The following is a 17,047-nucleotide window of genomic DNA, read 5'->3' as shown; positions in this document are numbered from 1 at the left end:
TGCCGGCTTTGTTCATTTTTTGTCCAAAGTTCCGCCAGTGGACTTTTTTGCAACGTAAAACAGCAAGTTAGAGTGGTTTATCGCGGTTGGAAGGCAAGGCCGCCGGGCTTATGCCCAAGTTCCAGGCTTGCACACAATTACTGTGGAGCAAGCTGTGGATAACCCGTGCAAGGCTGCCCCAGCCGCTGATTGCACAGGGCCTGCAGGCCACTGGTCATTTTTTGCTCAGGTTATCGCGGACAAAAACAGAGCCCTTTCAAACACTTTGCCCCGATGTGGTGCCCGGCATCCGCCTCCTCCGACAGTTCAAGGTGCAGTCCAGGGCGGCGCTTGAGCTTTCCTGACCTACTGGCCAGGAAATTGCTTTATCCACACAAACACCTCCAATCCCCCCGAGCCTGTCATGCCAAATCCCGCTGTGCCCATCGGGCAAATACCGCGCCTGCAACTGCGCAAGATCAGCAAGCGCTATCCCGGTTGCCTGGCCAACGACGCCATCGACCTGTGCATCGCCCCAGGTGAAATCCAGGCCCTGCTCGGCGAGAACGGCGCCGGCAAAAGCACCTTGATGAAGATCATCTATGGGGTGATCCAGGCCGACTCGGGGGAATTGATCTGGCAAGGCCGGCGCCAGCTCATCAGCAGCCCGGCCCAGGCTCGCGGACTGGGGATCGGCATGGTGTTCCAGCATTTCTCATTGTTCGAAACCCTCAGCGTCGCGCAAAACATCGCCCTGGCCATGGGCGCGGCGGCCGGCACGCCGAGCCAGCTGGAAGGCAAGATCCGCGAAGTGTCCCAGCGCTACGGCATGGCCCTTGAACCCCAGCGCCTGGTGCACAGCCTGTCCATCGGCGAGCGCCAACGAGTGGAGATCGTGCGCTGCCTGATGCAGGACATCCGCCTGTTGATCCTCGACGAACCCACCTCAGTGCTGACCCCACAGGAGGCCGAAGAGCTGTTCATCACCCTGCGCCGGCTGGCTGCCGAGGGCTGCAGCATCCTGTTCATCAGCCACAAGCTCGCCGAAGTCCGCGCCCTGTGCCACAGCGCCACAGTACTGCGGGGCGGCCGGGTGGCCGGGCACTGTCGGCCGGCCGAATGCTCGAACCAGGAACTGGCGCGACTGATGGTGGGTGACGCAGCGGCCCTGCTTGCCGACTACCCCAAGGTCAGCGGCGGCGCCGAATTCCTGCAGATCCGCGAGTTGAGCTGGCACAACCCCGATCCCTTCGGCTGCTCCCTCAAGGCCATCGACCTGAGCCTGCGTAGTGGCGAAATCGTCGGCATCGCCGGGGTCGCCGGCAATGGCCAGGACGAACTGCTGGCCCTGCTCAGCGGCGAGCAACGCCTGACTCCCGGCGAAGCCCAACGCATCTGCCTGGCCGGCCACGCCGTCGGCCATCTATACCCCGATGCCCGACGCCAAAGGGGGCTGGCCTTCGTCCCCGCCGAACGCCTGGGGCAAGGTGCCGTACCGGAACTGAGCCTGGAAGACAACGCGCTGCTCACCGCCTTTCAACAGGGGCTGATACACAATGGCCTGATTCAAAGAGCCAAGGTCCGCACCCTGGCCGAGACCATCATCCAGCGCTTCGGGGTCAAGGCCGGTGACGCCCAGAGCCCGGCCCGCAGCCTGTCTGGCGGCAATCTGCAGAAATTCATCCTCGGCCGCGAGATCCTCCAGCAACCGCGCTTGCTGATCGCCGCGCACCCGACCTGGGGCGTCGACGTGGGGGCCGCAGCCACTATTCACCGGGCACTGATCGCCCTGCGTGATGCCGGTGCGGCGATCCTGGTGATCTCCGAAGACCTGGATGAGTTGCTGCAGATCAGCGATCGCATTGCCGCCCTCTGCGGCGGTCGTCTCTCGGTGCCCAAAGCCTGTGCCGACACCTCATTGGTCGAAGTCGGCGCCTGGATGGCCGGCCACTTCGAAACCGTCCCTTCTGCCCCCGCCCCGGCGGTCTAACGGAGTCGTCCATGCTGCTTTCACTCGAACCTCGCGGCCGGCAATCGCGCCTGATGCTCTGGTGCTCCCCCCTTCTCGCCGCGCTGCTGACCCTGAGCTGTGGTGCCCTGCTGTTCATGGCCCTGGGGCACGACCCGCTGCTGACCCTGCACACCTTGCTGATCGCCCCGGTCAGCGACCTGTACGGCGCCTCGGAACTGCTGGTCAAGGCGCTGCCGATCCTGCTCTGCGCCCTGGGCCTGGCAGTGGCCTACCGGGCCCGCATCTGGAACATTGGCGCCGAAGGCCAACTGCTGCTCGGAGCCCTGGCCGGCAGCGCCCTGGCGGTCAACCTCATCGAGCTGCAAAGTCGCTGGGCGCTGGTGCTGATCCTGTTCGGCGGCACCCTGGCCGGCGCCGCCTGGGCCGGGCTTACCGCCTGGCTGCGCACACGCTTCAACGCCAACGAAATACTCACCAGCATCATGCTCAACTACATCGCCCTGAACCTGTTGCTGTACTGCGTGCACGGCCCGTTGAAGGACCCCGCCGGGTTCAACTTTCCCGAGTCGGCCATGTTCGGTGACGCCAGCCGCCTGCCGCTACTGATGGAGGACGGCCGGGTCCACGCCGGGGTGTATTTCGCCCTGCTGGCCCTGGTGGCGGTCTGGGTGCTGCTGCAGAAAAGCTTTGTCGGTTTCCAGATCAAGGTCCTCGGGCTGGACCCGCGCGCCGCGGGTTTCGTCGGCTTTCGCCAGAAGCGCCTGATCTGGCTGGCGTTGTTGATCAGCGGTGCGCTGGCGGGCTTGGCCGGTGTCTGTGAAGTCACCGGCCCTATTGGCCAGCTGGTGCCACAAGTGTCCCCCGGCTATGGCTACGCGGCGATCACCGTGGCTTTTCTTGGACGCTTGAACCCCATCGGCATCCTGTTCTCCAGCCTGCTGATGGCCTTGCTCTACATCGGTGGCGAAAGCGCGCAGATGAGCCTCAACCTGCCCCAAGCCATCACCCAACTGTTCCAGGGCATGATGCTGTTCTTCCTCCTGGCCTGCGACGTGCTGATTCTCTACCGCCCGCGCCTGAACCTGCGTTGGGCGCGCCGCGACGCCACCGCCACCGCTACCGCCGGAGCCCTGTGATGGATATCGATCTGCTGAGCAATATTCTCTACGCCATGGTGCGCTGCGGTACGCCCTTGCTGCTGGTAGCCCTGGGAGAACTGATCTGTGAAAAAAGCGGCGTCCTCAACCTCGGTCAGGAAGGCATGATGCTGTTCGGCGCGGTGATAGGTTTTATCGTCGCCTTCAACAGCGGCCATTTGTGGCTTGGCGTGCTGCTGGCAATGGCAGCGGGAATGCTGCTCTCGGCGCTGTTTGCCCTGGTGGCCCTGGTGTTCAACGCCAATCAGGTGGCCACGGGCCTGGCCCTGACTATTTTTGGCGTCGGCCTGTCGAGCTTTGTCGGCGCGGCCTGGGTCGGCAAGCCACTGGCCGGGTTCGAGCCGCTGGCGCTGCCATTGCTCAGCGACATCCCGCTGATCGGCCGCATGCTGTTTGCCCAGGATCTGCTGGTGTATTTGTCTTTCGCGCTGTTCGCCGTGGTGGCCTGGATGATTCTCAAGAGCCGGGTCGGCCTGATCATCCAGGCCGTCGGCGAAAATCCCGATGCCGCCAGCGCCATGGGCCTGCCGGTGCTGCGCGTGCGGATGCTCGCGGTGCTGTTCGGCGGGGCCATGGCCGGGCTGGCCGGAGCCTACCTGTCCCTGGCCTACACCCCGATGTGGGCCGAGAACATGAGCGCCGGCCGCGGCTGGATCGCCCTGGCCCTGGTGGTGTTCGCCAGTTGGCGGGTGTGGCGACTGTTGCTCGGCGCCTACCTGTTCGGCCTGGCGAGCATCCTGCATCTGGTGGCCCAGGGCCTGGGGCTGGCGATACCGTCCAACCTGCTGGCGATGCTGCCCTATGCCGCCACCATCCTGGTGCTGGTGCTGCTGTCCCGGGATGCCTTGCGCACCCGGCTGTATGCACCAGTCTCCCTGGGCCAGCCGTGGCAGGCGGGGTACTAAATGACCGCCACGGCCTCCGCAGGCGCTGGCTTGCCGGCGGAGCCGTTCACCGGCCACAACTGCGCCACGCACCACGCCAGCTCGAAAAACAGAATCACCCCGATCAACGCCGTAGCGCCGTGCATCAGGGCATACACCTGCCAGGTGGCAAACAGGATGCGCCCCACCGCGTCATAACGGCCAAACGCCTGCTGCGGATCACGAATCCGCAGCACCGACCACACGCAGACAATCGAGCCCATCAAGTTGGCCATCAGCAGGTGCATCGGCTCGAACGGCGGCAGGCTACCCGGCAGGTGCAAGGTCAGGGCCGTGTCCTGCATCAGCCCATGCAATGCCATGAAGCTCCAGGGGGTGACAAAGGCCAGCGTCACCAGCAAGTCGTACCAGCCGCTGGCCCGGACCAATGTTCGATACTGTTCGCTCGTCCACATAAATGCTGCTCCATCGATTCAAGGAGCGCGCAGGCTAAAGCCTCGAGTATGCTCCAGGGTCAAGCCCTTTCAAGACCCGCACATGCGCATTGGAGAACTGGCCGAAGCCTGGGCGAGATTGGCAGCAGTGTCGGCGCTCTGTGGCAGAGTGCCGATCCGGATCAGGCCATAACCCGGCTGCTGCATGACAAACTGACCCTGATCGAACCCCGTATCACTGAATTGGGCCACTTGCGCCAGCAACTGCAACAACGGCTCGAGCAAGCCTGTCCATTGAATCCGTGATCCTCATTTATCAAGGAACCTCATCATGTCCACGGCAAAAACCGCACTGATCATCGGCGCCTCTCGGGGCCTGGGCCTCGGCCTGGTACAACGCCTGCTGGAGGACGGCTGGCAGGTCATCGCCACCGTGCGCAACCCGCACAAGGCCGAGGCCCTGCAAGCCCTGGGCAAGGTGCAGATCGAACAACTGGACATGGACGATCAGCAAGCGGTGATCGCCCTCAGCCAGAAGCTCAAGGATCAGGTGTTCGACCTGCTGTTCGTCAATGCCGGGGTCAAGGGCCCGGACAACCAACTGCCGGGCCATGCGACTCAGGCCGAAGTCGGCCAGTTGTTCTTCACAAACGCGGTGGCGCCGATCAACCTGGCCCAGCGTTTTGTCGGGCAGATCCGCAAGGACAGCGGCGTACTGGCGTTCATGAGTTCGGTGCTGGGCAGCGTCACCATGCCGGACGCCCCGGAGCTGGCCCTGTACAAAGCCAGCAAGGCCGCACTGAACTCCATGACCAACAGCTTCGTGACCCAGTTGGAACAAAAGCTGACCGTACTCTCCCTGCATCCGGGCTGGGTGAAGACCGACATGGGCGGCGAAGGCGCCGACATCGACGTGCAAACCAGCACCCGTGGGCTGATCGCCCAGGTCAACGCCTACACCGGCAAGGGCGGCCATCACTTCGTCAACTACAAGGGCGAAACCATCCCCTGGTAAACCCCTAACCTCTGCAGCGGCTGCCTCAGGCAGCACTTGCACAGAGCGGCAAAGGCTCTGGATCGGGGGGCAGAATGCAAGCTTTGTCCCCCGGTAAATCTTTCGCTAGACTGCGCACCTCGCCCCTTGCGGCGACCCTGGATCAGCAGACAGGGCAACACTGAGCTGGCTAACCTGAACCCACTTTCAGAGGAGCCGGCAACCATGCCTGCGATCCGTACCTGGTTAAAAAATCCCCTGGCCATCTTCACCGGCAATGCCCTCGACGCCCGTGGCGGCCTGGTCGTGCAAGACGGTTTGATCGTTGAAGTGCTGGGCCTCGGCCAACAGCCTGCGAGCCCTTGCCAACAGGTGTTCGATGCCCGCGAGCACGTACTGCTGCCGGGCCTGATCAACACCCACCATCACTTCTATCAAACCCTGACCCGGGCCTGGGCGCCGGTGGTCAACCAGCCGCTGTTCCCCTGGCTGAAGACCCTGTACCCGATCTGGGCCCGGCTGACCCCGGAAAAACTCGCCCTGGCGACCAAAGTGGCGCTGGCCGAACTGCTGCTCTCCGGTTGCACCACCGCCGCCGACCATCACTATCTGTTCCCGGACGGTCTGGAAAATGCCATCGACGTGCAAGTCGAAAGCGTGCGTGAACTGGGCATGCGCGCCATGCTCACCCGCGGCTCGATGAGCCTTGGCGAAAAGGACGGCGGCCTGCCACCACAGCAGACCGTGCAGGAAGGTCAGGTGATTCTCGACGACAGTCAGCGCCTGATTCACCAGTACCACGAGCGTGGCGACGGTGCGCAGATCCAGATCGCCCTGGCGCCGTGCTCGCCGTTCTCGGTGACCCCGGAAATCATGTCGGCCAGCGCCGAGTTGGCGAACACACTCGATGTGCGCCTGCACACTCACCTGGCCGAAACCCTCGACGAAGAAGATTTCTGCCTGCAGCGCTTTGGCCTGCGTACCGTGGATTACCTGGACAGCGTCGGCTGGCTCGGTCCGCGTACCTGGCTGGCCCACGGCATCCACTTCAACCCGGATGAAATTGCCCGCCTGGGCGCTGCCGGCACCGGCATCTGCCATTGTCCGAGTTCGAACATGCGACTGGCCTCCGGCATCTGCCCCAGTATCGAGCTGACTGATGCAGGGGCGCCGTTTGGCTTGGGCGTGGATGGCTCGGCGTCCAATGATGCGTCGAACATGATCCTCGAAGCGCGCCAGGCGCTGTACATCCAGCGTCTGCGTTATGGCGCCGAGAAGATCACCCCGGAGCGGGTACTGGGCTGGGCAACCCAGGGTTCGGCGAGCCTGCTGGGCCGCACTGACATTGGCGAACTGGCGGTGGGCAAGCAGGCGGACCTGGCGTTGTTCAAGCTCGATGAGCTGCGTTTCTCGGGCAGCCATGATCCGGTTTCGGCGCTGTTGTTGTGCGCTGCGGATCGGGCGGATCGGGTCATGATCGGCGGCAAGTGGCGGGTGATTGATGGGCAAGTCGAAGGGCTGGACCTGAAAAACCTGATCGCCGATCACAGCCAGGCTGCTCGGCAACTGATCGCCGGTACCTGATCCCCGACTCCAACGGCGAGGGGCCGGTTCCCTCGCCTGCGCTTTGAGCGCAAGCGGATTGAGCAAACATGTTAATTTGCCGCCCTCAATCGAGCCGTTATAGGGACATTACGTGAAGCAAAAGCACGGACTGGCGCTCTGCGTCGCGCTGCTGATTTCAGGCTGTGAAAAACAGGAAATTGCAGGGCCCGCCAGCAAAGCGCTGTCACCTGAGAAAGTTGCAGAAATTGCTTCGACCATCAGTCGCAAATACCCGGACCTGTCCCCGCAAAACCGCGATGCCGTGCTTAACACGGTCGTCCGCTCGATGGACAACATGGTGTTGATTGAAGGGGGAGAATTCCAGATGGGCGATTTCGGTTGGCCCCATGACTTCGATCCCCATGCCTTGTGCAAATGGCCCTGCGGCGTAGCCCCGGCAAAAATGGACCGGATCAGTCTCGACGTCGATGACGACTTCGTTCACCCCGTCAAATTGAGCAGCTATTACCTGTCCTCGCTGCAAACCACCTTGGGCGATTTTGATCTGTTCTTCCTGGCGCAAGGCAAGCCGCCATTCGACGCTGAACTTCGTAAACGCGAAGACATGAAGCACCTCTACCTTGAAAACCTGCCCGCCCCGGCTTCACGAGACTGGCAAGAGGCCAAGGATTACTGTGGTTGGCTGGCAGAGCTCAGCGGCTATCCCGTCGATCTTCCGACCGAGGCCCAATGGGAATATGCGGCGCGCAACCGCGGCCAGCCGGTCATGTTCGCGACCGACAACGGCAATCTGGACTACGGCCGCAACTTTCCGGCGCCCGACGACAACAAAACCTTCGCCGTGAACAGGTTTGCACCCAATCCGCTTGGCCTCTACAACCTCACCGGCAACGCCAGTGAATGGGTCAACGATTGGTACGATAAACACTACTATCGCGAGTCTCCCGTGGAGAACCCGCAAGGGCCCGAAACGGGCATTTATCGGGCACAACGGGGCGCCAACAACGAGTTTGCCAACGACCCGACCTTTTCCCCTTCGGCCAGCACCGTCCGCCGTTGGCGTTGGGGGGCACTGGCGGCCTGGAATGCCCCGGGTGTCAGCTTTCGCTGCGCCATCCAGTCAGCGCAGCCGCTTTAAAGGCCGAGCAGCGACAGCATGATGAAGGTCGCAAACAGCACGAAGTGGGTCATGCCCTCGATGGCATTGGTTTCACCGTCGTTGAGGTTGATCGCACTGACGATCAGGGTGATGAACACCATCACCGTCTGCACCGGCGTCATGGCCATCTGGAACGGCTGGCCGGTGTACAGGGCCATGGCTTCCATCACCGGCACCGTGAGGATCACTGTCGACAGGGAAGCCCCCAACGCCACGTTGACCACCGACTGCATGCGGTTGGCCAAGGCCGCGCGCAGCGCAGTGAGAATCTCCGGCGCCGCAGAAATCGCCGCCACCAGGATCGCCGTGATCACCGGCGGTGCGCCCGTGCCTTCCAGCCCCAGGTCCAGAGTCTTGGACATCACCTCGGCCAGGGCGCCGATCACCACCACACCAAACACCAGGATGCCGATGCTCCAGCTCAGGTTGATGGCATCAGGCTGCTCCTGGGCCTCTTTATTGCGACGCTTTTCCGGGTAGCTGTAGCTGAAGAAATAACTGTGCGGCCCGACCTGCATCCGCAGGAACAAGGTGTAGAGCACCACCATGGCGCCAATGGTGAAGGCCGAATAGACCTTCCAGTCGGCTTCTGGAATGAACTCCGGCACCACCATCGACACGCCCATGGCGGTGAGGATCATCACGCTGTAGGTACGCGCCGAGTCGTCGTTATAGGGCTGCTCGCCATGCTTGATGCCGCCCATCAGCGCCGCCAGGCCGAGGATGCCGTTGATGTCCAGCATCACCGCCGAATAGATGGTGTCACGCACCAGGGTCGGCGAGGCTTCGTTGCTCATCATGATGGCCAGGATCACCACCTCCACCAGCACCGCGGCCAGGGTCAGGATCATGGTGCCGTAGGGGTCACCGACCTTTTCCGCCAGCAGTTCGGCGTGGTGGGCAACGCGCATCGAGGCGATGACGATGAAGCCGATCAGCACCAGCCCGGCCATCAACGCGATGCCTTGGCCGCTGCTCAGCAGCAGGTGCTCCAGGGGATAGGCGGCCACGGCGGCCAACAGCGCAAGCAGTAGAAACTTTTCTTGCTTGAGGGAAGTGAGCATTGCAGTCCTTTGACGGAAATAAAAACGAGTACAGGAGATGAGTGAAAGACTGCTTCGAGTCACTAACGTTTCGTTACATGTTAGTGCACCAGGCTCAGGCGCCGCGCACCGGGATGGCTCTTGAAAAGCGCTTCGCCGGCAAGCCGGCTCCTACATTCCATTCCCGCAGGCGCCGGCTTGCCAGCGAAAAGCGCGCCCCAAAGCCCCCGTAGAAACCGCCTCGCCCGACGCCCCCATCTTTGTTGTCCTGTTGGTCAGCTATTTGCATTGCCCTCCAGCGCTTGCCGCCCCAGCCCCCCACCACAACAAGATGGAGCTCCAATTCATGCATACACGCCCGTTGCACAAGCTGCTCTGCACCCTGGCCGCCGCTGTCGGCCTGAGTGCCAGTCTCGCCGCCAGCGCTGCCGATCCGCTGAAGGTCGGCTTCGTCTACATCGGCCCCATCGGCGACCACGGCTGGACCTATCAGCATGAACAGGGACGCAAGGCGCTGGCGGAAAAGTTCGGTGACCGGATCAAGACCAACTACGTGGAAAACGTCGCCGAGGGCGCCGACGCCGAGCGGGTGATCCGCAACATGGCCAAGGACAATTACGACCTGATCTTCACCACCTCGTTCGGCTACATGAACCCCACCCTGAAAGTCGCCAAGCAATTTCCCAAGGTGACCTTCGAACACGCCACCGGCTACAAGCAGGACAAGAACCTCGGCACCTACCTGGCGCGCACTTACGAGGGCCGTTATGTCGGCGGTTTCCTCGCGGCGAAGATGACCAGGACCAAGAAGATCGGCTACGTCGCCTCCTTCCCGATCCCGGAAGTGATCCGTGACATCAACGCCATCCAGCTGGCCTTGAACAAATACAATCCGGGCACCGAGATCAAGGTGGTGTGGGTCAACTCCTGGTTCGACCCGGGCAAGGAAGCCGACGCCGCCAACGCTCTGATCGACCAAGGCGCCGACGTAATCTTCCAGCACACCGACAGCCCGGCGCCGATCCAGGCCGCAGAGCGCCGTGGCGTCTATGCCGTGGGCTACGCCTCGGACATGGCCCACTTCGGCCCCAAGGCAGTGCTGACCTCCATCGTCAACAACTGGGCCCCGCACTACATCCAGGCCACCCAAGGGGTGCTGGACCACAGCTGGCAATCCCAGGACTACTGGGGCGGTCTGAAAGAGGGTACGGTTGAGCTGCCCCTCAGCGACCTGCTGCCGGCCCCGGTGAAAGCCGAGGCCGAGCAGATCATCGCCAGCATCAAGAGTGGCGAGTTCCACCCGTTCACCGGCCCGATCAAGGACCAGGCCGGGGTAGAAAAAATCGCCGCGGGGGTCAGCGCCAGCAATGCCGAACTGGCCTCGATGAACTATTACGTCGAAGGCCTGAAGGCGGACATCCCCAAATAAGCTGGTCGTCGCTGGCGGAGCACCCGCCAGCGACGACGGACCGCCAACAGGATGGGAGCATTTTCATGAATCAACTGCCGATCATCGATATCAGCCCGCTGTATCAGGATGAGCTGCAAGGCTGGGACAGCGTCGCCAAGCAGATCGACCGCGCCTGTCGCGAATGGGGATTCTTCTACATCAAGGGTCACCCGATCAGTGCACAGCGCATCGAGCAATTGCTGGTCACGGCCAAGCACTTCTTCGCCCTGCCCAGCGCTGAAAAACTCAAGATCGACATCACCCAGAGCCGTCACCATCGCGGCTACGGCGCCATCGCCACCGAGCAACTGGACCCGGGCAAGCCCAGCGACCTCAAGGAAACCTTCGACATGGGCCTGCATCTGCCCGCCGACCATCCCGAGGTACTGGCGGACAAGCCCCTGCGCGGCCCCAACCGCCACCCGGACCTGCCCGGTTGGAAAGACCTGATGGAGCAGCACTATCAGGACATGCAGGCCCTGGCCCAGACCCTGCTGCGGGCCATGACCCTGGCCCTGGGCATCGAGCGGGACTTCTTCGACTGCCGCTTCAATGACCCGGTCAGCGTACTGCGGATGATCCACTATCCGCCGCGCCACACCGCCAGCAGCACTGAGCAGCAAGGCGCCGGGGCCCACACCGACTATGGCTGCATCACCCTGCTCTACCAGGACGCCGCCGGCGGTTTGCAGGTGCGCAACGTTCAGGGGCAATGGATCGACGCGCCGCCCATCGATGGCACCTTCGTGGTCAACCTGGGCGACATGATGGCCCGCTGGAGCAACGACCGTTACCTGTCGACCCCGCACCGGGTCATCAGCCCGCTGGGGGTGGATCGCTACTCGATGCCGTTCTTCGCCGAACCGCACCCGGACACCCGCATCGAATGCCTGCCCGGCTGCCAGGACGCAGAGCATCCAGCCAAGTATCCGCTGACCACCTGCGCCGAATTCCTGCTCTCGCGTTTTGCCGATACCTACGCCTATCGCCGGGAGCTGGAGCAGGCCTGATCGCCCACTCGGTCAGGTTTTGCCGAACATTTGCGCCGCCGGCTGTAGAATGGCGGCTTTTTCGGGCCCGGTGAAAAACCGGCGAGAACCGCGAACCGCCAGCAACGTCCCCGCAGAGGGTCATGGCTGTGGCACAGTTTCCTTCTCGCAGCGCCCACCTGCACCTGATGAGAAAACACCATGTATGACTGGCTGAACGCCTTGCCCAAGGCCGAATTGCACCTGCACCTGGAGGGCTCCCTGGAGCCGGAACTGCTGTTCGCCCTGGCCGAACGCAACAAGATCGCCCTGCCCTGGAGCGACGTCGAAACCCTGCGCAAGGCCTACGCCTTCAACAACCTGCAAGAGTTCCTCGACCTGTATTACCAGGGCGCGGACGTGCTGCGCACCTCCCAGGACTTCTACGACCTGACCTGGGCCTACCTGCTGCGCTGCAAAGAACAGAATGTGATCCACACCGAACCCTTCTTCGATCCGCAGACCCACACCGACCGTGGCGTGCCGTTCGAAGTGGTGCTCAACGGCATCGCCGCCGCGCTGAAGGACGGCGAACAGCAACTGGGCATCACCAGTGGCCTGATCCTCAGTTTCCTGCGCCACTTGAGCGAAGAGGAAGCACAGAAAACCCTCGACCAGGCGCTGCCGTTCCGCGACGCCTTTGTCGCCGTGGGCCTGGACAGTTCGGAAATGGGTCATCCGCCGAGCAAGTTCCAGCGGGTCTTCGACCGCGCGCGCAGCGAAGGCTTCCTCACCGTCGCCCACGCTGGCGAGGAAGGTCCGCCCGAGTACATCTGGGAAGCCTTGGACCTGCTGAAGATCCAGCGTATCGACCACGGCGTGCGGGCCTTCGAAGACGAACGACTGATGCAGCGCATCATCGACGAACAGATCCCGCTGACCGTGTGCCCGCTGTCCAACACCAAGCTCTGCGTGTTCGACCACATGTCCCAGCACAACATCCTGCAAATGCTCGAGCGCGGGGTGAAGGTCACGGTCAACTCCGATGACCCGGCCTACTTCGGCGGCTACGTCACCGAGAACTTCCACGCCTTGTACACCGACCTGGGGATGACCCAGGACCAGGCCCGACGCCTGGCGCAGAACAGCCTGGATGCACGACTGGTCAAGCCGTAACGCCCAGCGCCGGCAAACCTGCTCCTACACCAGCCTGTAGGAGCCGGCTTGCCGGCGAACAGCTCCACCGCCGTTCGCTATCAGCTCCCCGTTTCGCTCAACTCCTCCAAAGTCTTGCCCCGGGTCTCCATCCCGAACCGCCACACCACCCCTGCCGCGATCACAAAGCACAACGCGCCCAAGGCAAACACCCCGCCCTGCCCGGTGACGGGAAACACCAGCCCGGTCACCAAAGGCCCCAGCAGCGAACCGATCCGGCCAACGGCCGAAGCAAAGCCCGAGCCCGTGGCTCGGGCGGACGTCGGGTACAGCTCAGGCGTGTAGGTGTAGAGCACCGCCCACATGCCGAACAGGAAGAACTGCATCAGCAGGCCGGTGCCGATCAACAGGCTGACGTTGCCGCCAAACACCGCGCTCTGGCCGTAAAAGAAGGCCATGATCCCGCCGCCGAGCAAGGTGACGATGCACACCGGTTTGCGCCCCCAGCGCTCCACCAGCCAGGCGGCCATGAGGAACCCGGGAATCCCGCCCAGGGAAATCAGCACCGTGTAGTACACCGACTGGGTCACGGCAAAACCGGACTGTTGCAGCAAGGCGCTGAGCCAGGAAGTCAGCCCGTAGAACCCCAGCAATGCGAAGAACCACAGGCTCCAGATCATCATCGTGCGTTGCCGGTACAGGGGCGACCAGATCTGTTTCAGCGCGGAAAAGAAGTGCCCCGGCGCGCCCTCGACTCGCGGCAGGCGCACTGGCTCCGGCAACGAGCCGCCACCCAGGGAAGCTCGCACCTTGTCCTCGATGCCCAGCAGCACCCGATCGGCCTCGGCATGACGTCCAGCCTGCTCCAGCCAGCGCGGCGACTCGGGAATGAAGAAGCGGATCACCAGCACGAACACCGCCGGAATCGCCAGCACCAGGAAGATGTCGCGCCAGCCGATCAGTGGCAGGAGGAAGTACGACAGCACGCCGGCAGCCACAAAACCCAGGGGCCAGAAGCCGTCCATCAAGGCGATGTAGCGGCCGCGTCGTTGCGCCGGAATCATCTCCGAAAGCATCGATTGGGCGATGGGAAACTCCATGCCCATGCCGATTCCCAACAGCACCCGGAACAGGGTCAGGCTGTCCACGCTCTGGGCGGTCGAGCACAGGTAACTGGCCACTCCCCAGAGCACGATGCTCCACTGGAACACCGGCTTGCGCCCGAAGCGGTCGGCGAGCATGCCCGACAGCGAGGCGCCCAGCACCATGCCGAAAAAGCTCGAACTGGCCAGCAGGCCCGCCTGGGCCGAACTCAGGCCGAACTCGGTTTTGATCGAGCCGAGGAGGAAGGTCATCATCGCCAGGTCCATGGAGTCGAAGAAAAACGCCAGGGCAATGATGATGAAGATCACCCGGTGATAGCCGCTGATAGGTAGCCGTTCCAGGCGCTCTGCGGCGCTGTATCCCTGTATGCCCATGCCCCGTCCCCCGGTTGAATGCTTGACCGTTGGAGTGTGCGCGATCGAGGCCGGAACTGATTGCCGAGGGCGACCTGTTCGCGTCCGTCAGCGACGCGGGGGGTTCGCCGGCAAGCCGGCTCCTACGGGCGCCGGGCGCTGATCTCGGCGCAGCGGCTCTGGAGCAGATCCCGCAACAGCTTCACCGGTTTGCTCAGGTGCGCGCGATGGGTGCACAGCAGGTTCAGCGACGCGCCTTCGCAGCGCAGTTCCGGCAGCAGTATCTGCAGGCGCCCGGCCAGCACATCGCCCGCCACATCCAGCCAGGACTTGTAGGCAATCCCTTCACCGGCCACCGCCCAGCGCCGCACCACATCGGCATCGTCACTCAGGCGGTCGCCGCTGACGGTCAGGCTCACCTCGCGCTTGCCGTCATAAAAACTCCAAAGGTCATGGGCTCGGCTGTCGAGCATGTACAGCAGGCAGTTGTGCTGGGCCAATTGCTCCAGCTGACGCGGCTCGCCGTGACGGGCCAGGTAGCTGGGGGCCGCACACAGGACCCGGAGATTGTCCGGGGCTATCGGCAGCGCCACCAGGCTGGAGTCCTCCGGCTCACCGTAGCGCAGGGCAATGTCCACCGGCTGGCGGAACAGATCGGCAATCCGATCCCCCAGCAGCAGGCGCACGCTGAGCTTGGGATGCTCGCGCTGGAACTCGTCGAGCCAGGGCAGCAGCAGGTTGCGCCCAAAGTCCGAAGGCGCGGACAGCTGCAACACACCGCTGACCTGATCCTGTCCACTGGCCAGCAGGCGCCGCCCTTCATCCAGGTTGCTCAAGGCGGCGCGAGCGTATTCAAGAAAGCCCTCACCCTCGGCCGTCAGACGCAGGCTGCGGGTGGAACGGGCCAGCAGACGCGCCCCCAAGTGTTCCTCGATGCGCTTGAGGGCGGCGCTGGCCACCGCCGGCGACAGGTCCATGACCCGGGCCGCCGCCGACAGGCTGCCCAGGTCCGCGGCACGCACGAACAACTGCAGGTCATCGAATCGCAGCATGAATTGGCCCCTGGATTATCAAAAAAATATTGAAAGAGACTGCTCTTTTAGCCGGTTTTATCTTCAGGAGAAATAGCCAATTATCTGCCCATCACCTGACTGCCCAAAGGTAAACCCCATGTCCCAAGCCTTTACCGCCATCGCGACCCTGATCGCCAAGCCTGACCAGCACAGCGTCCTCAAGCACCAACTCAGTGCCCTGGTACACCCCAGCCGTGCCGAAGCCGGCTGCCAGTACTACCAATTGCATCAGGACGCCGAACAGCCGGGCACCTTCTACGTTCTGGAACGCTGGGACGATGAAGCCGCCCTGGAGTTTCACAACAACACCCCGCACTTCCAGCACTTCCTCGCCCAGACCCGCGAAGCGATCGAGCACTTCGAACTCAAGCGCCTGCAACTGATCGTCTGACCTTCTCTCTGCACTCAACAGGAATTCACCATGAAAGCCATCGCCTACTACGCATCCCTACCAACCGACGACCCCAAGTCCCTGCAAGACATCGAGCTGCCAGAGCCGCTCGCCGGCCCTCGCGACCTGCTGGTGGAGGTCAAGGCCATCTCGGTCAACCCGGTGGACACCAAGGTCCGCCAGAACGTCCAGCCCGAAGGCGGCGCGGCCAAGGTGCTGGGCTGGGACGTGGCCGGAGTGGTCAAGGCCGTGGGCAGCGAGGTCAGCCTGTTCAAGGTTGGCGACCGGGTGTTCTACGCCGGCTCCATCGCCCGAGCCGGGGGCAACAGCGAACTGCACACCGTGGATGAACGCATCGTCGGCCATATGCCCAAGAGCCTGGGCTTTGCCGAAGCCGCGGCCCTGCCGCTGACCGCGATCACGGCCTGGGAGCTGCTGTTCGAACGCCTGCAAATCAGCCAGGACCGCAGCGACCAGGGCCAGAGCCTGCTGATTGTCGGCGCCGCCGGCGGGGTCGGTTCGATCCTCACCCAACTGGCCCGGCAACTGACCGGCCTCAAGGTGATCGGCAGCGCCTCCCGGGAGCAGACCCAAGCCTGGGTCCGCGAACTGGGTGCACATGGCGTGGTGGATCACCGCCAGCCCCTGAGCACCGAGCTCAAGCGCATCGGCATCGATCAAGTGACCCACGTCGCCAGCCTGACCCAGACCGACGCCCACCTCGATGAGCTGGTGGAAGCCCTGGCGCCCCAGGGCAAACTGGCCTTGATCGACGACCCGAAAAGCCTCGACGTGACCAAGCTCAAGCGCAAGAGCCTGTCGCTGCACTGGGAGTTCATGTACACCCGTTCGCTGTTCGAGACCGCCGACATGCAGCAACAGCACGTTCTGCTCAACAAGGTCGCCGAGCTGATCGACGCCGGCACCCTGAAGACCACGGTGGGCGAGCATTTCGGCCAGATCAATGCGGCCAACCTGCGCCGCGCCCACGCCTTGCTGGAGAGCGGCACGGCCAAGGGCAAGATCGTCCTGGAAGGTTTCTAAGGGCTGAACGCACGGCGGCCATCACGCAGAAAAGCTCGATGGCCGCCGTCAGTCCGAGAGTTGATTTCGGTCATATTTGTGACCGTATTCGGGTCTACACTGGCAGCCCTTGCATCGCACTCTTTTACCGTTAGGAGGTCAGCAATGAAGATCCTGATAAAAGAATTGGCAAACCCTCAAGGCTCTCAATGGCAAGTCCGTCTCGACCAGCACGCGGTGACTTTCCGCAGCGAAGCCGAGGCCCGGGCTTTCACCCAGACCCTGCAAGCCCGCTTGCAAGCCCCTCACCAGATTCCCCAGAGTCAGCGCGCCGTCGGCTGA

16 protein-coding genes and 1 pseudogene are annotated in these 17,047 nt (G+C 63.1%); 13 read left to right on the top strand and 4 right to left on the bottom strand.

The genetic code is table 11. The features are described from left to right. Positions 1–403 precede the first annotated feature (403 nt). The 3 genes from P7C00_RS04175 to P7C00_RS04165 are packed head-to-tail and all read left to right on the top strand — an operon-like array spanning position 404 to position 4,013. Positions 404–1,969: an ABC transporter ATP-binding protein gene (locus P7C00_RS04175; RefSeq protein ID WP_404938181.1), complete on the top strand. Its 1,566-nt coding sequence runs from the start codon at positions 404–406 to the stop codon at positions 1,967–1,969. A gap of 11 nt (positions 1,970–1,980) precedes the next feature. Next, positions 1,981–3,087, top strand: coding sequence for an ABC transporter permease (locus P7C00_RS04170; RefSeq protein ID WP_404938180.1), 1,107 nt, complete (start codon positions 1,981–1,983; stop codon positions 3,085–3,087). Beyond that, positions 3,087–4,013, top strand: coding sequence for an ABC transporter permease (locus tag P7C00_RS04165; protein WP_404938179.1), 927 nt, complete (start codon positions 3,087–3,089; stop codon positions 4,011–4,013). The genes P7C00_RS04170 and P7C00_RS04165 overlap by 1 nt, the downstream gene beginning before the upstream one ends. Here the strand turns inward: P7C00_RS04165 and P7C00_RS04160 are convergent. Beyond that, the gene (locus P7C00_RS04160) at positions 4,010–4,447 is read right to left on the bottom strand and encodes a hypothetical protein (RefSeq protein WP_346636264.1); all 438 of its coding nucleotides are present in this window, start codon (positions 4,445–4,447) and stop codon (positions 4,010–4,012) included. The two genes, P7C00_RS04165 and P7C00_RS04160, sit on opposite strands and share 4 nt — an antisense overlap. A 93-nt stretch (positions 4,448–4,540) precedes the next feature. Here P7C00_RS04160 and P7C00_RS04155 point away from each other — a divergent pair. The 4 genes and pseudogenes from P7C00_RS04155 to P7C00_RS04140 form a co-directional block, all read left to right on the top strand. Continuing rightward, positions 4,541–4,732: pseudogene (locus tag P7C00_RS04155) on the top strand (MerR family DNA-binding protein); the annotation flags it as partial. A 25-nt stretch (positions 4,733–4,757) separates the two neighbouring features. Beyond that, positions 4,758–5,441 carry an SDR family oxidoreductase gene (locus tag P7C00_RS04150; protein WP_404938178.1) on the top strand — a complete coding sequence of 228 codons (684 nt, stop codon included), beginning with the start codon at positions 4,758–4,760 and terminating at the stop codon, positions 5,439–5,441. Between the two features lie 204 nt (positions 5,442–5,645). After that, positions 5,646–7,004 carry an 8-oxoguanine deaminase gene (locus tag P7C00_RS04145; protein WP_404938177.1) on the top strand — a complete coding sequence of 453 codons (1,359 nt, stop codon included), beginning with the start codon at positions 5,646–5,648 and terminating at the stop codon, positions 7,002–7,004. 112 nt (positions 7,005–7,116) lie between these two features. Then, positions 7,117–8,124 carry a formylglycine-generating enzyme family protein gene (locus tag P7C00_RS04140; RefSeq protein WP_404938176.1) on the top strand — a complete coding sequence of 336 codons (1,008 nt, stop codon included), beginning with the start codon at positions 7,117–7,119 and terminating at the stop codon, positions 8,122–8,124. Here P7C00_RS04140 and P7C00_RS04135 read toward each other — a convergent pair. Continuing rightward, positions 8,121–9,209: a calcium:proton antiporter gene (locus P7C00_RS04135; RefSeq protein WP_404938175.1), complete on the bottom strand. Its 1,089-nt coding sequence runs from the start codon at positions 9,207–9,209 to the stop codon at positions 8,121–8,123. The genes P7C00_RS04140 and P7C00_RS04135 overlap by 4 nt on opposite strands. 325 nt (positions 9,210–9,534) lie before the next feature. Between P7C00_RS04135 and P7C00_RS04130 the strand changes: the two genes are divergently transcribed. The 3 genes from P7C00_RS04130 to P7C00_RS04120 all read left to right on the top strand — a co-directional run bounded on the left by P7C00_RS04130 (position 9,535) and on the right by P7C00_RS04120 (position 12,782). Continuing rightward, entirely contained in the window at positions 9,535–10,617 is a 1,083-nt protein-coding gene (locus P7C00_RS04130) for a BMP family ABC transporter substrate-binding protein (protein ID WP_346636269.1), read from the top strand. A gap of 65 nt (positions 10,618–10,682) precedes the next feature. Further along, positions 10,683–11,648, top strand: a complete 966-nt coding sequence (locus P7C00_RS04125; protein WP_346636270.1) for a 2-oxoglutarate and iron-dependent oxygenase domain-containing protein — start codon at positions 10,683–10,685, stop codon at positions 11,646–11,648. 180 nt (positions 11,649–11,828) lie between these two features. Beyond that, complete coding sequence (locus P7C00_RS04120; protein WP_346636271.1) at positions 11,829–12,782, top strand: adenosine deaminase; 954 nt, start codon at positions 11,829–11,831, stop codon at positions 12,780–12,782. 80 nt (positions 12,783–12,862) lie between these two features. On the opposite strand, the gene P7C00_RS04115 is transcribed toward P7C00_RS04120, so the two are convergent. Both P7C00_RS04115 and P7C00_RS04110 read right to left on the bottom strand, forming a co-directional pair. Further along, positions 12,863–14,239 (bottom strand): MFS transporter, encoded by a 1,377-nt coding sequence (locus P7C00_RS04115; RefSeq protein WP_346636272.1) that lies wholly within the window; start codon positions 14,237–14,239, stop codon positions 12,863–12,865. Positions 14,240–14,361: 122 nt separating this feature from the next. Next, complete coding sequence (locus P7C00_RS04110) at positions 14,362–15,270, bottom strand: LysR family transcriptional regulator (RefSeq protein WP_346636273.1); 909 nt, start codon at positions 15,268–15,270, stop codon at positions 14,362–14,364. A 118-nt stretch (positions 15,271–15,388) separates the two neighbouring features. On the opposite strand from P7C00_RS04110, the gene P7C00_RS04105 reads away from it, so the two are divergent. The 3 genes from P7C00_RS04105 to P7C00_RS04095 all read left to right on the top strand — a co-directional run bounded on the left by P7C00_RS04105 (position 15,389) and on the right by P7C00_RS04095 (position 17,047). Continuing rightward, positions 15,389–15,682: a putative quinol monooxygenase gene (locus P7C00_RS04105; protein WP_346636274.1), complete on the top strand. Its 294-nt coding sequence runs from the start codon at positions 15,389–15,391 to the stop codon at positions 15,680–15,682. A gap of 30 nt (positions 15,683–15,712) precedes the next feature. Continuing rightward, complete coding sequence (locus P7C00_RS04100) at positions 15,713–16,726, top strand: zinc-binding alcohol dehydrogenase family protein (protein ID WP_404938174.1); 1,014 nt, start codon at positions 15,713–15,715, stop codon at positions 16,724–16,726. Positions 16,727–16,870: 144 nt separating this feature from the next. Continuing rightward, positions 16,871–17,047, top strand: coding sequence for a hypothetical protein (locus tag P7C00_RS04095; protein ID WP_185073655.1), 177 nt, complete (start codon positions 16,871–16,873; stop codon positions 17,045–17,047).

The sequence above is a fragment of the Pseudomonas sp. JDS08PS003 genome (assembly GCF_045013505.1).
Taxonomy (GTDB): Bacteria; Pseudomonadota; Gammaproteobacteria; order Pseudomonadales; family Pseudomonadaceae; genus Aquipseudomonas; species Aquipseudomonas protegens_B.
This window is presented reverse-complemented; position numbering and strand designations above follow the sequence as displayed.

Excerpts from the sequence above, each read along its gene's own strand:
- P7C00_RS04175 (WP_404938181.1), top strand. The coding sequence starts at position 404 with ATGCCAAATCCCGCTGTGCCCATCGGGCAAATACCGCGCCTGCAACTG.
- P7C00_RS04160 (WP_346636264.1), bottom strand. The coding sequence starts at position 4,447 with ATGTGGACGAGCGAACAGTATCGAACATTGGTCCGGGCCAGCGGCTGG.
- P7C00_RS04135 (WP_404938175.1), bottom strand. The coding sequence starts at position 9,209 with ATGCTCACTTCCCTCAAGCAAGAAAAGTTTCTACTGCTTGCGCTGTTG.
- P7C00_RS04130 (WP_346636269.1), top strand. The coding sequence starts at position 9,535 with ATGCATACACGCCCGTTGCACAAGCTGCTCTGCACCCTGGCCGCCGCT.
- P7C00_RS04170 (WP_404938180.1), top strand. The coding sequence starts at position 1,981 with ATGCTGCTTTCACTCGAACCTCGCGGCCGGCAATCGCGCCTGATGCTC.
- P7C00_RS04150 (WP_404938178.1), top strand. The coding sequence starts at position 4,758 with ATGTCCACGGCAAAAACCGCACTGATCATCGGCGCCTCTCGGGGCCTG.
- P7C00_RS04145 (WP_404938177.1), top strand. The coding sequence starts at position 5,646 with ATGCCTGCGATCCGTACCTGGTTAAAAAATCCCCTGGCCATCTTCACC.
- P7C00_RS04110 (WP_346636273.1), bottom strand. The coding sequence starts at position 15,270 with ATGCTGCGATTCGATGACCTGCAGTTGTTCGTGCGTGCCGCGGACCTG.
- P7C00_RS04100 (WP_404938174.1), top strand. The coding sequence starts at position 15,713 with ATGAAAGCCATCGCCTACTACGCATCCCTACCAACCGACGACCCCAAG.
- P7C00_RS04115 (WP_346636272.1), bottom strand. The coding sequence starts at position 14,239 with ATGGGCATACAGGGATACAGCGCCGCAGAGCGCCTGGAACGGCTACCT.
- P7C00_RS04095 (WP_185073655.1), top strand. The coding sequence starts at position 16,871 with ATGAAGATCCTGATAAAAGAATTGGCAAACCCTCAAGGCTCTCAATGG.
- P7C00_RS04165 (WP_404938179.1), top strand. The coding sequence starts at position 3,087 with ATGGATATCGATCTGCTGAGCAATATTCTCTACGCCATGGTGCGCTGC.
- P7C00_RS04120 (WP_346636271.1), top strand. The coding sequence starts at position 11,829 with ATGTATGACTGGCTGAACGCCTTGCCCAAGGCCGAATTGCACCTGCAC.
- P7C00_RS04105 (WP_346636274.1), top strand. The coding sequence starts at position 15,389 with ATGTCCCAAGCCTTTACCGCCATCGCGACCCTGATCGCCAAGCCTGAC.
- P7C00_RS04125 (WP_346636270.1), top strand. The coding sequence starts at position 10,683 with ATGAATCAACTGCCGATCATCGATATCAGCCCGCTGTATCAGGATGAG.